Origin of the sequence: Paenibacillus sp. OSY-SE (assembly GCF_000283315.1) — a bacterium.
GTDB lineage: Bacteria > Bacillota > Bacilli > Paenibacillales > Paenibacillaceae > Paenibacillus_B > Paenibacillus_B profundus.
In genome coordinates this window covers 1-13674 of the sequence record NZ_ALKF01000160.1, presented here as the reverse complement: position 1 = coordinate 13674, position 13674 = coordinate 1, and the positions used below count along the sequence as shown (strand labels likewise).

Below are 13674 nucleotides of genomic sequence, written 5' to 3'. Positions count from 1 at the left end.
CTCATTTTTATTTTTGGGATAAATCTTTTATTTTGACCTCAATACGGGGACGTGCACTATAGCGTTTTGTAACTAGTACTTCAACAACCTGGCTATCATCTCGCCAGATGACTCCTTTCAGGGCATCCTTCACCCCTTTCAGGTAGTTGTCAGCATCCGGCTTTGATGTGGGCCGAATTTCGCCCGCTTCGGCAGCCGAAGCCTTCTTCTTGCTAAAGCTTTTGGGAATCGTTCGATATACGTGTAGTACCATGCCAAGCGGTCCTTCGAGTAAAGCCTCTGGTGCATTTTCCCCAGCTGCGAGGCGAACATAATCCTTATAGTCACGTGATTTAGCTGGGTCATACATCCGTATGAATCCGCCCATCTGAGTTGCTCGGGGACGTCCCTGGGCTACCGGCTCGCCGTAAACCGTGAACTGTATCAATCCGTCTCCCCTCCTTTTTTGACTGCTTAGGCAGCAGCCCTCGTTCAAGCACGTAAACCTCTCCGATCGTGAAGCCGTCATCGCCAATCACCGTGTAAAACAAACTGCGCTGGAACATCGGGTCAATTGCTTTCATGAGCTGCAGCCCCCCTTGAAGGGCTTTATTTCTATCCCCAAGATTGTGTATTTCAGTCTTTCGACGATTTCTTTCGCCTCGTCCCAAGACAATTGAACACCAATGCATCTACCATTCACAGCGATTTGATACACCGTGATTACCTCCTATTCGAAGTTCAAATTCCCGAATGCCTTCGTTGAGCTCGTCGGACTCGATCGTAACGAATTCCGTTTCGAGTTCTTCCCGGGTTGGTACCTGATACGTTCGTTCGAAGCGGTACTTCATGTACTCGTATACATTCCACCTGCTCCAAGGTCTGCCGCCCATGGTCTCCTCCTATGCAATTTGCTGATAGTCTTTGTGGAACTGCATTTTCACAAGCCCGGTCGGGCCGTTTCTTTGCTTCGCTAGATTCACTTCCAAAACGCCTCTGTCTGACGTGTCCGGATTGTAGTATTCATCCCGATACAACAGGATGATATCGTCTGCTACTGCGCTTATTGCCGCGCTGCCAGACAAATCGGATATTAACGGACGCTTGTTTTGCCGTTCCTCTACGCTCTGTTTGACTTGGGACAGCCCGATAAGAGCACAGTCACAATCTTTCGCGGCTTTCCGTAACTTTTGGCATACACGGTGTAGCCCTGAACCACTGTTATCGTTCCGTTCAGCTGGTTCGACCACTTCTTGCAAGTAGTCCACAACGACAAGGTCTAGCCCATCCTGCCGTTTCAACCGTCTCATTTCGGAGCAGATATACTCGGCAGTTACGCCTCGGCTATCGTCGATATGAATTTTTCTCAGCAAGTCCATTTGTGACGATATTCGCTCGAGTTGTTGCGGAGTCAAATTCCCGGACCGTAACGCCTGCAGCGGTATGTTGCACATGTTGGCAATCATCCGGTTATAGATTTGCTCCTTAGACATCTCCAAGCTAAAATCCGCTACTTTGTGCCCTCGTCTAGTTGCTCGCATCTTGATTTCGTTGGCAACAGCTGATTTCCCCATGCTCGTCCGAGCCCCGACTATGATGAGATTTGTCCGCTGAAAGCCGAGAGTCATCCGGTCCAACGCTTCCCAGCCAGTCATAATACCAAGTGCTCGAGTCGGATCCTGCGCTTTAAGTACCAAGTCTTCATACCAACCGATGATGTCATCGACAGTCGTATCCGCCTTCAAAGCCTTTGGTCGAATATCAAGCGTACGCTGTTCGAACTCGTCCAGAATTTCCTCAAATCCGCCTGCAGCTGGGTCAGCAAACTTGGCATGGTATTCCTTAGTCAGCGCCATTGCTTTGCGCCGGGCATCCGATTCAATCAGTTGCCTAACGTTATCCTCAAGCTTCGCCGTGGTAGCCGTGGAGCTGATGAGGCGTGAAAGGTAGGAGACACCACCCACTTTTCCGATATGCTTCTCAAATACGGTTGCGAGTGTCGTTAAAGAGAGTTCCTGCTGCCGCTTATTCAATTCCTGAATCATTTTCAAGAGATTACGATGTTGCGGCTGAGCAAACACTTCCGGTTGAATGGTTACCGCGACTTCTCCAACGAGTGAAGGGTCTAAAAAGAATGCCCCAAGAATTTCTGCTTCAAGTAGCTCCGTATTCAGCAAGTCGCTTCTCATCTGCCTTTCTCATCAAAATCGTGATTGGGTCATCGTCTTGAACAATCGTTTCCGTCTGCTCTGAGTTTTGTATGTTCGCCTGCGGACCGCCTCTCTTTTGGTATCCCTTTAGAATGCCTCCAACATAAGCAAGCGTCTTTTTTTTGTGCCGCACTGCCTCTCGCATTGCGTTCAACAGCCACTCCCCGCCATAATCATCGAAAAGGAATCCAAGATCCTCAACTTCGAAGTCAGTAACTTGACCTTGTTCTGTGAAGTTTTTTTCATATGCCCGGAATATGTAACCGAACGAAAATTCAGGGTTGCTGCTGCTGTTGGATGACTCTGTATCTAATTCAGTTACAGTATCTTTATTACTACTACTTCTTTTAATAATTGCTTTAATAATTGCTTTCGACGCCCCGCGAGCCTTGATATGACAGGGATAATCGCGTTTTACGTTTCCCGATTTGGGAAGTGAAGAGTTCCCGATTTGGGAAATACCCGTTTCCCTTTTTGGGAAGTCATTTCCCGATTCGGGAATCGGGTTCCCTTTTTGGGAATCGTTTTTCGGTTCCTGATTCGGGAAGTCATTTCCCTTTTCGGGAACTTTTTTCGACAGGTTAGGAGACCGATTTTCGATATTTAACTTGATTAGTTCTTTCATTTTTTTTGGGTCAAAACTTCCAACTGCGTCGATCGTCCACTGGTCGTAGTGCTTGTTAATTTGGAAAGCATTCAAACTTCTCTCCCAAAAAATCACTTTATTTTCAACCAGCGTTTCAAGTGCGCCTCGAATATGATTACTCCCGACTCCACATAATCCAAAATCCTTCAATTGAGGAATGATCGCCGATGGCTTTCCGCACCCCCAGCTCAGCGTCAGTATGAAATTGATAATATCGTGCTGCCGCTGATTAAACTTCCGGCGGATCATTTCTCGGTGTATTACATGCGCAATTCGTATATGCGGGTCGTCTGGTTGGGGATTTACGCTGGAATCCACCGACTTTCACCCCCTCCTACGTGCCGTATTTAATCCCGCTAATAGTGTTCAAATAGCACGTTCCCTCTTCGTTTTTTCTTGCCACGCTTTGTCCAAGAAGCAGCGCTTGGCTGAAACCTCATAATGTCGCCGACCAAGCACGAATGAAACAAATCGCTCGGTGCTGCGCTCATAGTACATGCCATTTAGCACCGGCAACGGCTCACTTTCAGTAAACAGTTCTAACTGAACGTAACCACTCACTGAACCCTCTCCCTATCGTCTCGCAAGTATATGAACGGGTACTTCGCTCGAACGACCGTCCATCCCGGATAACCTCGTTCGAAGTACGCTCGAACCTCGCATTTGAAGGCTTCCGGGTCAGTGTCTTTCAACTGCCAAATGCGATCCCCAATCATGCTTTTTATATAAGGTTGATTGGCTAATTCGTTCACGTTAACCGCCTACCTTTCAGCCACCCGGACCATCTTCCCGGTCAGTGCCTGTACCTCACGCTTGAATAGTTCTTCGTCGCTGTTGTTGTCGGACAAATGGAGCAACCATATCTCCTGAACTCGCTGCAGGTCATTCGCCCGAAGAAAATCCAACACGTTCTCTAGGCTGAAATGTGAGCGTAGCAACCGATTTTTCATGGCTGCCGGCACACGTCCAGCAGCGATATTCTCACGCAAGATCGACATCGAGTAATTGCACTCGACCATAATGTGCGTCAGTCCACTGAACCTGTATCGAACGTAATACGTATCGGTAGCGAACAGCAGCTTGTCCCCTGCCTGGTTCGCCAGTAGGAAACCTAGTGGTTCTGCAGCGTCGTGTTCAACTTCGAACGGAAGAATGGTCCATGTGCCTATGGTAAACTGCTGTCGGGCCACCACAGGCCGCAGGCGATGCCCTAAGAGCCCCAGAGCGTCGGCAGTGCCCTGTCCGGTATAGATATTGATTCCTGCCTTCATGACGTCCTTGGCGGACTTGCTGTGGTCTCCATGGTCGTGAGTGATGAGGCAAGCATCGATATCCGACATACGAAATTCCAACGCCCGCTGAATGTCCTTGTACCGGAGCCCGGCTTCCAGCAGGAGGGCCGTCTGTCCATCGGTCACCCGATAGGCGTTACCCGCGCTGCTGGAACCGAGAGGTTGGATATCAATCATCAGAAATCAGGTCCTTCGTCGAGTGACTTCTCAAAATCTTCGAAGTCAATCTCATCCTGTTTCGGTTCAGCTTCTTGTTTCTTTCTTGTCGACCGTTGGGTCTCTTTGTTATTCTGTTCCAGTTCTGACGGTCTGACATTATCGTCGTTTGGAGTAATATCTATGATTTCGCCATTTGACCGCTCTGCGATTTCTTCCTCAACCTCGGCTTCTGCAATAGCTTCGTCACCACGATGAAAATGCTTCATGATGAGGCTGCCATCGTCAGATGTGTTCATGTATGCCTTACAGGTCCGGTTGATGACCGTTCGCTTTGCCATTTCACCGGGGAATTCGTTATGCGTGCTTCCCTCTTTATCAGGGTTTTGTTTCGACTTTTTCCAAGATTGCCGAATCTCTTTAATAGTCATAATTTCGGTGAATTCCTTGCCATTCGCCCAATATATCGTGCAATATGCACCGGCAATCTTGTTATCATCAATGTTGGCAAAACTCGGCTTGTGCTTCGTGATCTTCTTTCGTCCTCGAGCGATCTCGAACTCAAATTCGTCACCCTCATAAATCACTTGAGCGTCGATTTCCTCAGCATCGGTCACTCGCTTTGTGACCGCCATTGTGCCAAAATAACTGGGCTTAAATGTTAGATTCTTGCCATAAGCAATAAAGTAACCTTGTTTCTTAGCGGGGTTGAGTCCTTGAACAACCATGTCCAGCAGCGCATTAGCTATACTGTCACGTGTACAAGCCTCTAATACCGGCTTGTAATCCTTTGTCTGTACCGTTTGAAGCAAAAGCCAAGCAGACTTCATTGCGTTTTCCGGGCTATAGTTCGCGGGGAAGTGAATTTCCCCGCGTTCTTGAAACTGACGGACTCTATCGGCTACAACATCGACAGTGTCACGTTTAACCATTGCAAGTTGGTTTGCATTACTCAATTAAATCGCCTCCTGAAATTGTTGTTCTTTCGTTTCGACGCGAAGCTGCTCGTTTTTATTTTTCCAAACAGCACTTGCTTCTTCATAACTTCCATACAGTTTAATTAGCTCTTCCTTTGTCTCAGCCGGCAAACTATCAAATGTCGGAGGAACTATTAATCTAATCACTTGCGAATCCGTGTCAAACAGTTTGGTCACGGCCTCGGCGTTGTCAACGAATATCGGTGCTGAGAATCCGTAATGCTCAGATAGAGTATTAATGATGTCTATTCCAACGTTGATCCGCGCCGCATTATTCAGCCCACCGTCATAAGGCACGCCGCGGTACGTGGTTTCGCAAACTTCTTTGAGCCCGCCGTTAATCTGTTGCTCGAAGAGTTTGAACCGTGCATAGCGGAATTTTGAATTGATTTTCGTTTCAAGCATGGTAACCTTCGTCCGGATAAATTCTTCTGTAAGGAATAGCTCGTGTTCTAAATGTTCGAACTCGGAAGCCAACGCCTTCTCCTGCTTTTCCAACTCGACAATTCGTTGTTCTGTCGTCTTCACTTGGGCAAATTTAGCTTTGTCTCCCTCGAGTAGTTCTACTTCCGATCGGAGCCCTTGGATCTCTTCTCGGACCGTCGCCATTGCTACCGAAGCCGACGACCGAAGCTGTTCAATCTCTCGGCGGATGTTGTTAACTTCATCCTGCAGGCGTTGATATTCTGGGTTGGTAGTTGGAACTTGTACACTTGCACGAAGAGCGGCCAGTTCTGCTTCAGCAGCGGCAAACTCGCCTTGCTTCTTCTCCAGCGCCCGCTGATCCTCTTCCAGGGCAAAGGTGAGCCGCTCAATTTCTAGTTTTAGGCGCTTGGCGTCCGCCGTTGCTTCCTTCCCCTCGGCAGAGATTTGTTCCAAACGCTTCGCTTTCCCTGTATTGAAAGCAGCTAGCGCTTTGACGTGTGCTGCTTGTATTTGCTCTTCCGGCAGAGACTGACCGCAAGTAGGACAATTTTCGTCGTGGTGATGCTCTGGCATTTCTTGGCCGTTCACTTCTGACCATTTTTCACGAAGGCGCTGTGCTTCTGCTTCCCTACTATTCACATTCCGCTGGTTCAGCTCGATACGATGTTGAGCGTCATCAACTTGCCGGCGGAGGGCATCCTCCTCACGATGGATCGCGTCTACGGTTTCACGTTTGGCGGCCACTCGGCCCATCACATCTGACTGTAGACGTGTCTTGATTTCAAGCAACTGACTTTCAATTTCCCGCAACCGCTTCTCCTTGACAGCAATCTCCCCACCTGCTTGGATGCGAGTAAGCTCTTCTTCCTTGGCAACGATCCGGGAGCGAATGGTTAGGATATCCTCGTGCAGCAGTTCCTCGTCCAGTTCCGCAATGTCCGGAGCGCTTCGGCGAGCCTCATCGATGCGGATTGGAATCTTGTCCAGTTCCTTATTGATGTCAGCCCGACGAGCAGCGATAACCTTACGGTGGTCCTCGATGCTCCGGTCGCCTAGAATGGCCGGAAGCTTCTCTAACGCCTTGTTCCCATGGATAACTTCCGCATCCGTAACATCACCGCAAACTTCAAGCAGGATCTTACGCCGTTGCTCCCACTTCAACTGTTCGTTAAAAAAGGCCGGGTTGGTAAGGAGTTTGAAAATATCTTCTTTTATAACGGCGTCCACTTCGGCAGCATACTCACCCTGCTTCACCGGAACCCCGTCCACGAAGTTTGATGTCATGTGCCCAGTGAACTCTGCCAGAGCGGAGCCGCGCTTCTTGGTCCACTTCTCGGCGAATACGCGGCGGAATGTCTTCCTGCGGCCATCGATGCTCAGTACAACTTCGACCTCATGTTCAAGACCGTGCTGCAGGACGTTTCCTTCCCCATCAAGCTCTTTAATTTGGAAGTCTGTGCGGTTGCTGCTGTCCTTACCAAACAAGGCCCATAAGAAGCTATCGAAGATGGTTGTTTTCCCAGTCCCATTGTCACCGTATACGTCAACGTCCCCACCGTTTGCTACCAGTTCGAAATTCCTAAACCCTTTGAAGTTGCGCGCTGTCTGGCGCGCCAGAATGATTTGTTTCATGCGATATCCTCCTCTAAGGAATGATTGTGTTCAGCATTCAGAATCTGCTGCTGATCCGGTGTTTCTGGATATCGAAGCGATTCGAGATGTTGCCGCAAGGCGTATTCAATCTCTGCAAAATGCTCATCATCACCATGCAGCTCAACGGTCCCCGATTTTGACCGGATAGTGAGAATTGCCGGTGAATATTTCATTTTCGGACGCACAACAACTTCGATTTTCTCCGTTGAAACATTGAGTGACATTGCTGCTCCCATCGTCATCCTCCTTGTGTTTGAACGGCCACCCATGATAGAATGACCGTATCAATTGAATTTTCAATGTACCGAAATGACCCGCTGCTACGGGTCATTTTTCTTTTTTACGTTCAGTCTTTTGCTGAACCTTTCTAGGCACGGTCGGAATTAAATCGCCAGTTTGTGGTGGTTTCTCGCTATACCCCACTATGACACCCGCGTCATTACGACGTACCCAGATAAGTTCCTGCATCCAAGGTCTCGACACTGTCTATCACCTACCTCTGCTGTGTTATTGATGCGTCAGCCGCATCTCTCGACGCCGAACGGGAGAAAGGTTAGAATACCGTGCGACGCCGGGAGACAAAGCCGCAGCTTTGCCATTTCCTATTTTTCTGTGAGATGGGAATACTCTTTAAAAAACACCAATCGAATGTCGTTCGGAAGAGAGTCAATTACGGTATTAAACAGGCATAATTTTTCAAATGCTAGTGCGTACTGCTTATCAGCTGCTATAAATTCTCCAATTGTATTCCCGTGCACTACGCTAGTCTGGTAGTATGTCGCGCTAGCCTGGTCCCACTCATCGTTAAGTTGCTTATATCTCTCAGCCAGCGCCGCAGCGAATTGTTGCTTGTCCTCCTCAGTCACACCGTCCCCTCCTTGCGTTTCTCGTCAGAAGGAGATAAAATGATCGATACGAGATACTTAAGTCGAGTTCTCAACGACGTCCGGCCTGCCTGCCGGGCGTTTTTCATTTCTTCCTCTGCGAAGCTAATCATCTTGTTCAGATATGCCTCTGCATCAACTTGCCTACCTGGTAGAATCTTGTCCGGGTTTTCCCGAATCACATTCAAATTGTGTTCAGCGTGCTTGGAAGCTTGTAAGGCTTGTGCAACCAACTGTTTTCTATTCATGTTCATCCTCCTATAAAAGTCATGATATTTTGCATGATAGACAGACCGTCCATCCCACAAAAGAAAGCCACAAATACTTCCTTTGCACCTGTTACCTCAACCCAGCGCAACATAGTCGGCATATCGGGCACCTTGTGGTCGTTCTCGTACTTGCTGATGCAGCTTTGTGTTCGATGAAGCCGTTCCGCCATTTCTTCTTGGCTTAGTCCGGCTCGCTCTCTGCAAGCTTGCATAATTGCCCCAAACTTCAACAGATTCACCCCCTTTATTCCAACTTGGAATAGGCTGAAAGGGTGCCTTGATCTATGATGTATGTAAGAAGAGCACCCACTCATCGCTTCCCGCTGGCGCCCGTTCCGCACCGGCGGGTTTCTTCTATCCTTTTCAGCGCAGCGGCCACGTCCTTACTCAATGAGCGCAATTCCCTTTGTGAAATCATTTCTGGATTTCTGGCGTGGCCTTTTCCTAACGTGAGTGTCAATGCGGTCTCAATGTCCATTCCTTTGACTGCTACCCGAGTGGCCGTCATCGTTACACAAGCTGCTCGGGAGGATTTCCGGTACCAACGGAATCTCATATTATGACGCGCCTTTGCGCTGCTTGAACCATTCTAGGAATTCGCTCCAAATCACTCGCTTTTGTTTTGGACCACCTATTGAATGCACGGGGCAACCTGGTTCAGATATAAGATCGTAAATAGCTAGTTTTCCAATTTTCAGACGAGCCATGAGCTGCGGAATGGTCAAAACCTCGTCTGGTTGTTGTTCGCTTGAGATGCCTTCGTCTTGCAGGACTTGTTGTTTGGTAAGAGTTTCAACGATTCGGAGAGCCTGAGTCAGAGTCGCTTTCATGCTCTCTAAATCATGTGCTGGAATACTCATGGGGCTGTCCGTCTCCTTTCATATAAATTCTTATGTCCAGCTAAACGACTTTCTTTTGCCTGGGAATGAGTACTAATTACCATTTCGGTAACTTTTTCTTCAAAAAAAAGTTCGTCTATTGGTACTCCCAAAATATCAGCAACTTTTGCAAGTGCTTCGGCAGAAAATTTACCTCTTCCGATTTCTAAATAATAGTAACCATTTGCGCTTTCGTACCCAAGCAAGGTAGCCATATATTCAAGCGAAAAACCAGCATTCTTTCTGAGGTTTTTTATTTTATTCAGGTCTACTCGCTTCACAGCACCACCTCCATCCTATTACCGTATCGGTAAGTTATGATTTGATTATAAATTACCATTTCGGTAATGTCAATTGAATATTTACCTTTTTGGCAAAATTGTTTTTTTACCAATATGGCAATGGTAATATTGATTTATAAATGGTAAATGGGGAGTAACTATGAGTAATCTTGGCGATCGTATTAAAAACCTTCGAGAAAAGCAGAATATCACGCAAAAGGAGCTTGCAAAAAAGTCCCAATTAACAATTGTTCAATTATCTCGATACGAGACAAATGACAGAAAGCCCGACCCGGACTCTTTAAGAAAAATTGCAGATGCCCTTGATACTACAACTGATTATCTGCTTGGACGTACAGATAACCCATCGTCTCTCGGTAAAAATAATGAAGATGCTGAGCTTGATGCACTCCTGAAAAACCATGTTCATGGAGCCTTTTTTAAAGGGTATCTCGATGCTCCAGAACAGAAAAAAGCAGAGATGCGGCAATTCCTTAAATTTATTCTGAAGCAAGAGAAGGATCGGAAGCCTGGGCAAAGACAGGGGGAATAGGGGGGACTTGCTACTATGAATCAAATTAGTGGTGAAGACAATACCCAATCAACAAAAGAAGATGAGGAAGGTCTTGCTTCCTTTAAGTTCAGTAACGTCTTTAAAGGGATTTTTCTATTCCTTTTAGTAGTTATCGTTTTAGGTACAATAAGTTCTTTCATAACTAATAAGAATTCAGATGATTTCAGTAAATTTGAAAATGATTATTTCTCGTTTGAGTACCCTGCAAATTGGACTGAATATGATGAAGCACTAAATATCCCAACCATAAAAGCTGGTTTTGTCGATCAAAATAACGAAGTTTTATTTAAAGATAACGTTATTATTGAGGTGATTGATACTCCGCTATTAGCGCCAGATGCTCGATACATCGCAGACAAAACTGTTGAAACGATGAAACTGATAGAGAAAGAAAATGGCTTAAGTGATTTTAAAAAAAATAATTTTATTGAAAAAAATTATTCGAATTATAGAGCAGGAATATTGACAGCAGAATATAAAATATCCCAAACAGGTGCAACGGTCGTACTTACTCAATATATCATTCCAATTGGAAATAAATCTTATGTTTTGTCACTTTCAGTTTCTAAACAGAATTACGAAAAGGCAAATGAAACAATAATTCCGAAAGTGGTTGATTCGTTTCTCATAAAAAAACCATACGGAAACACGACTAGTCTTGAAGAGAAGGAAGCGCAAGAACAGAAACAACAGGAAGAGGCCCAAAAGGAAGAAATATCTGAAGACAATCAAAGCGTTCCATCCATTGAAGCCCAAAAAAAATATTATATTCAAACCACCAAACCAGAGGTTGATGCTGTATTGACGGAATATGATTTTGTCTGGGAAAGTCTCTGGTCAAAAACATTCTCTGGTCTTAGTGAAGGCTCAATCGGCTTTTCTGATGGGATTAAAAATTTAAAAGTAGCCCAGAAGAGATACGAGAAACTTTACATAAAAATTCAAGAACTCCCTGCCAACGAGCTAGATGATGAAACCAAGAAAAAAATAGGTTCGTTTGTTGTGGAAATACAAGATGCTTTGACCTTTCGCTTGGAAGCCATAAAACAAGCTAAGAAAATGCTGGAGAAGGAAGACCTTTCATCTTCAAAAATTGAGGGAATACAAACCATTGTTGGTGATTCAGACAATTATTTATATCAGGCTCTAGCATACTTAACACAAGTAGAACAGAAGTTTGATATTAAGAGATAAACTATTATCAATTTCCCAGCCCTAACGGGCTTTTCTTTTCACCAAAAATACGAACATACATTCTATATATGGAGGCATTAACCATGCTCAAATACTATCAACTGACTCGTATTGAGGAATTCCAAGAAGGGCTCTATCACAAAATTGGCGTTACGGAACCTTCACAGCTCACGATCGAGGATATTTCTGTTCGATTAAACGTTTGGATATATTATGGAAGTTTCGGGAGCGAAGCGTTGGAAGTGAAGCCAGGGATGTACTCGATGAACATTGATTCGCGTCTCGAACCAACTCAGCAATGGTTGGACTTCCTGCACGAGCTATGTCACTTATTGAGGCATGCTGGCGATCAGAGTACTATGCCCGAACAATTCACCCAGGCGCAGGAAGACGAGGCAGATGCATTCGCATTGTATGCCTCGATGCCGTTTGCTATGATATGTCGCCTCCCCATTCCGGAGCGCCGCTGTGAGGCAGCAGCATATATCGCAAACGAATTTCATGTTCCCTTCGAAATGGCAGAGAAGCGATTAGAGCAAATCCGCCGGCGGGTGTTTGCGGGGAGTTTTTTTTGCAGCCATCGCGGAACAGGAAAAAGCTCAAAGGATGGTCCCAAAACTAACTCTTCAAGGAGGAAGTTATTATGCGTATTGAAGCTTTTTACGATTTTTACACCGATCGTGTGCGACCGCTGCAGCTGCTGATTAAACCCGATCCGGGAGAACTCGACTGGTCAGAAACTTTATACATACAGGTGTCAGGCCCTTTTGCCCGAGCTGAAGCTGAAGACTTTGGTGACATGCTAGGCGTATCTGTTCTGATTGATGATATGACCCGAATACCAGGATCCGAGGAACACCTTGGCATCAATCTCCCTCAAATTGCTGCTCGCTACGGAAGGGAGGTGGAGCAATTAATTTTGAGGATGGATGATGTTGAAGAAGTATTGAAATTGGAAAGAGGATATTTTTAAATAACTACGGAGGTAGGACATTGAGAGGACATATAGCTTCAAAATGGGACAAGTACTACATTGTCGTGGACATAACAGATGAAAATGGAAAACGTAAAAAAAAGTGGTTTAGCGGGCCTAACAAAAGTGGTTTTATAAGAAAAAGAGATGCGGAAAAAGCTCTTCCTGAGATTCTCAATTCCTTAAACAAGGGCACATATGTTGAACCAAGCAAAGAAACATTTGGGACAATCATGGAAGAATGGCTTCGTGATAAGAAAACAGAGGTTAAACATGGGACATGGAAATCGTACCAATGGCTAGTGAAGACTCATATTGTTCCTAAATTGGGGAAGAATCAAATTATAAAATTAAGGCCCGAACACCTTCATGAGTTTTACCACAAAACATTACTAAAAAAATGTAATCTATCGGTAGGATCTATCAAGAAAGCTCATGTATTGATTCTGGATGCTCTCAATCGTGCTGTTCAGTGGGGAAAAATATCGCAAAATGTCGCCACAGTTGTCAAATTACCTCAGGGCAAGAAGGCCAAATTTCAGGTTTGGAATGAGCATCAACTCCGGATTTTCCTTGAGGCAGCCGCAGATGATCAGTATTTTATGGCTTTTGAGCTTGCAGCTTCGACAGGGATGAGAAAGTCTGAAATACTCGGATTAGCTCGCGAGGATGTTGACTTGAACACTAAAATCGCATCGGTTAGACAAGCATACACATTATCAGAAGGTGGGTATGATTTTGATGATACAAAAAACGATAGTAGCGTTCGATCAATCGCCCTTTTCCCTAACACCGTTGAATTATTGAAAATACATTTTGAAAAACAAAGGGCTGAGCAGAATGTCCTTAAGCAACTATATAATGACCACGGCCTTGTTATCCAGACAGCGAAAGGGACTCCTGTAAATCCAAGAAATCTGATGCGGAATTACTATCGAATCATAAAGAAAATCCAGGAGGAAAATCCTGGCTTACCTAAAATACGATTCCATGATCTTCGTCATACTCATGCAACGCTGTTGCTCAAGGCCGGAATCCACCCGAAGATAGTTCAAGAACGGCTCGGTCATTCATCAATAAATGTCACGCTCGATACTTACTCACATGTATTGCCTAACCTGCAGGAGGCTGTGCTGCGTAACGTCGGTGATTCGATAACCGGACACCAAATCGACAGAGAAAATCCGCTTTATCTGGATAAAGGGTAGATGAGCGGTAGATGAAGCCCCTAAAAAGGGAAAAAGCGCGGCCCCCGAAAGCCCCGGAAGCCGCGCCGTTATCG

Annotated in this window: 22 protein-coding genes; 5 read left to right on the top strand and 17 right to left on the bottom strand. The window is 45.8% G+C overall.

What is annotated here, in order from left to right; all coding sequences use genetic code 11:
• Positions 1–7: 7 nt before the first annotated feature.
• The 17 genes from A372_RS0107210 to A372_RS33475 all read right to left on the bottom strand — a co-directional run bounded on the left by A372_RS0107210 (position 8) and on the right by A372_RS33475 (position 9651).
• The gene (locus tag A372_RS0107210) at positions 8–427 is read right to left on the bottom strand and encodes a RusA family crossover junction endodeoxyribonuclease (protein WP_019420160.1); all 420 of its coding nucleotides are present in this window, start codon (positions 425–427) and stop codon (positions 8–10) included.
• The gene (locus A372_RS37890) at positions 342–563 is read right to left on the bottom strand and encodes a hypothetical protein (protein ID WP_192813594.1); all 222 of its coding nucleotides are present in this window, start codon (positions 561–563) and stop codon (positions 342–344) included. The genes A372_RS0107210 and A372_RS37890 overlap by 86 nt, the downstream gene beginning before the upstream one ends.
• Before the next feature lie 108 nt (positions 564–671).
• A complete protein-coding gene (locus A372_RS33490; protein ID WP_019420159.1) occupies positions 672–872 on the bottom strand; it encodes a hypothetical protein in 201 nt (66 codons plus the stop codon).
• A 9-nt stretch (positions 873–881) separates the two neighbouring features.
• Positions 882–2168: a replicative DNA helicase gene (locus tag A372_RS0107200; RefSeq protein WP_019420158.1), complete on the bottom strand. Its 1287-nt coding sequence runs from the start codon at positions 2166–2168 to the stop codon at positions 882–884.
• Positions 2134–3153, bottom strand: a complete 1020-nt coding sequence (locus tag A372_RS0107195) for a replication protein (protein ID WP_019420157.1) — start codon at positions 3151–3153, stop codon at positions 2134–2136. Before A372_RS0107195 ends, A372_RS0107200 begins: the two co-directional genes overlap by 35 nt.
• 48 nt (positions 3154–3201) lie before the next feature.
• Positions 3202–3396, bottom strand: a complete 195-nt coding sequence (locus tag A372_RS0107190; protein ID WP_019420156.1) for a hypothetical protein — start codon at positions 3394–3396, stop codon at positions 3202–3204.
• Positions 3393–3587: a hypothetical protein gene (locus tag A372_RS0107185; protein ID WP_019420155.1), complete on the bottom strand. Its 195-nt coding sequence runs from the start codon at positions 3585–3587 to the stop codon at positions 3393–3395. Before A372_RS0107185 ends, A372_RS0107190 begins: the two co-directional genes overlap by 4 nt.
• A 9-nt stretch (positions 3588–3596) precedes the next feature.
• Positions 3597–4304 carry an MBL fold metallo-hydrolase gene (locus tag A372_RS0107180; protein WP_019420154.1) on the bottom strand — a complete coding sequence of 236 codons (708 nt, stop codon included), beginning with the start codon at positions 4302–4304 and terminating at the stop codon, positions 3597–3599.
• Complete coding sequence (locus A372_RS33485) at positions 4304–5239, bottom strand: recombinase RecT (RefSeq protein ID WP_019420153.1); 936 nt, start codon at positions 5237–5239, stop codon at positions 4304–4306. Before A372_RS33485 ends, A372_RS0107180 begins: the two co-directional genes overlap by 1 nt.
• Positions 5240–7318, bottom strand: a complete 2079-nt coding sequence (locus A372_RS0107170) for an AAA family ATPase (protein ID WP_019420152.1) — start codon at positions 7316–7318, stop codon at positions 5240–5242.
• A complete protein-coding gene (locus tag A372_RS0107165) occupies positions 7315–7575 on the bottom strand; it encodes a hypothetical protein (protein WP_019420151.1) in 261 nt (86 codons plus the stop codon). The genes A372_RS0107170 and A372_RS0107165 overlap by 4 nt, the downstream gene beginning before the upstream one ends.
• A 366-nt stretch (positions 7576–7941) precedes the next feature.
• Positions 7942–8205, bottom strand: a complete 264-nt coding sequence (locus A372_RS0107160) for a hypothetical protein (RefSeq protein WP_019420150.1) — start codon at positions 8203–8205, stop codon at positions 7942–7944.
• A complete protein-coding gene (locus tag A372_RS0107155; RefSeq protein ID WP_019420149.1) occupies positions 8202–8471 on the bottom strand; it encodes a hypothetical protein in 270 nt (89 codons plus the stop codon). Before A372_RS0107155 ends, A372_RS0107160 begins: the two co-directional genes overlap by 4 nt.
• A gap of 2 nt (positions 8472–8473) precedes the next feature.
• On the bottom strand, positions 8474–8722 hold the full coding sequence (locus tag A372_RS0107150; protein ID WP_019420148.1) for a helix-turn-helix domain-containing protein: 249 nt from the start codon (positions 8720–8722) through the stop codon (positions 8474–8476).
• 80 nt (positions 8723–8802) lie between these two features.
• A complete protein-coding gene (locus tag A372_RS37230) occupies positions 8803–9048 on the bottom strand; it encodes a hypothetical protein (protein WP_157259473.1) in 246 nt (81 codons plus the stop codon).
• Position 9049: 1 nt separating this feature from the next.
• The gene (locus A372_RS33480) at positions 9050–9352 is read right to left on the bottom strand and encodes a hypothetical protein (RefSeq protein WP_019420147.1); all 303 of its coding nucleotides are present in this window, start codon (positions 9350–9352) and stop codon (positions 9050–9052) included.
• Positions 9349–9651 (bottom strand): helix-turn-helix transcriptional regulator, encoded by a 303-nt coding sequence (locus A372_RS33475; RefSeq protein WP_019420146.1) that lies wholly within the window; start codon positions 9649–9651, stop codon positions 9349–9351. The genes A372_RS33480 and A372_RS33475 overlap by 4 nt, the downstream gene beginning before the upstream one ends.
• A gap of 160 nt (positions 9652–9811) precedes the next feature.
• Here A372_RS33475 and A372_RS36235 point away from each other — a divergent pair, with 160 nt between their 5' ends.
• From A372_RS36235 to A372_RS33465, 5 genes are all read left to right on the top strand, one after another.
• On the top strand, positions 9812–10204 hold the full coding sequence (locus A372_RS36235) for a helix-turn-helix domain-containing protein (protein WP_019420145.1): 393 nt from the start codon (positions 9812–9814) through the stop codon (positions 10202–10204).
• 15 nt (positions 10205–10219) lie between these two features.
• Positions 10220–11419, top strand: a complete 1200-nt coding sequence (locus A372_RS0107130) for a hypothetical protein (RefSeq protein ID WP_019420144.1) — start codon at positions 10220–10222, stop codon at positions 11417–11419.
• A gap of 68 nt (positions 11420–11487) precedes the next feature.
• Positions 11488–12123, top strand: a complete 636-nt coding sequence (locus tag A372_RS33470; protein WP_337483549.1) for an ImmA/IrrE family metallo-endopeptidase — start codon at positions 11488–11490, stop codon at positions 12121–12123.
• Positions 12063–12392, top strand: a complete 330-nt coding sequence (locus tag A372_RS0107120) for a hypothetical protein (RefSeq protein WP_019420142.1) — start codon at positions 12063–12065, stop codon at positions 12390–12392. The genes A372_RS33470 and A372_RS0107120 overlap by 61 nt, the downstream gene beginning before the upstream one ends.
• Before the next feature lie 20 nt (positions 12393–12412).
• The gene (locus A372_RS33465; RefSeq protein ID WP_019420141.1) at positions 12413–13600 is read left to right on the top strand and encodes a site-specific integrase; all 1188 of its coding nucleotides are present in this window, start codon (positions 12413–12415) and stop codon (positions 13598–13600) included.
• The last annotated feature ends 74 nt before the right edge of the window (positions 13601–13674 follow it).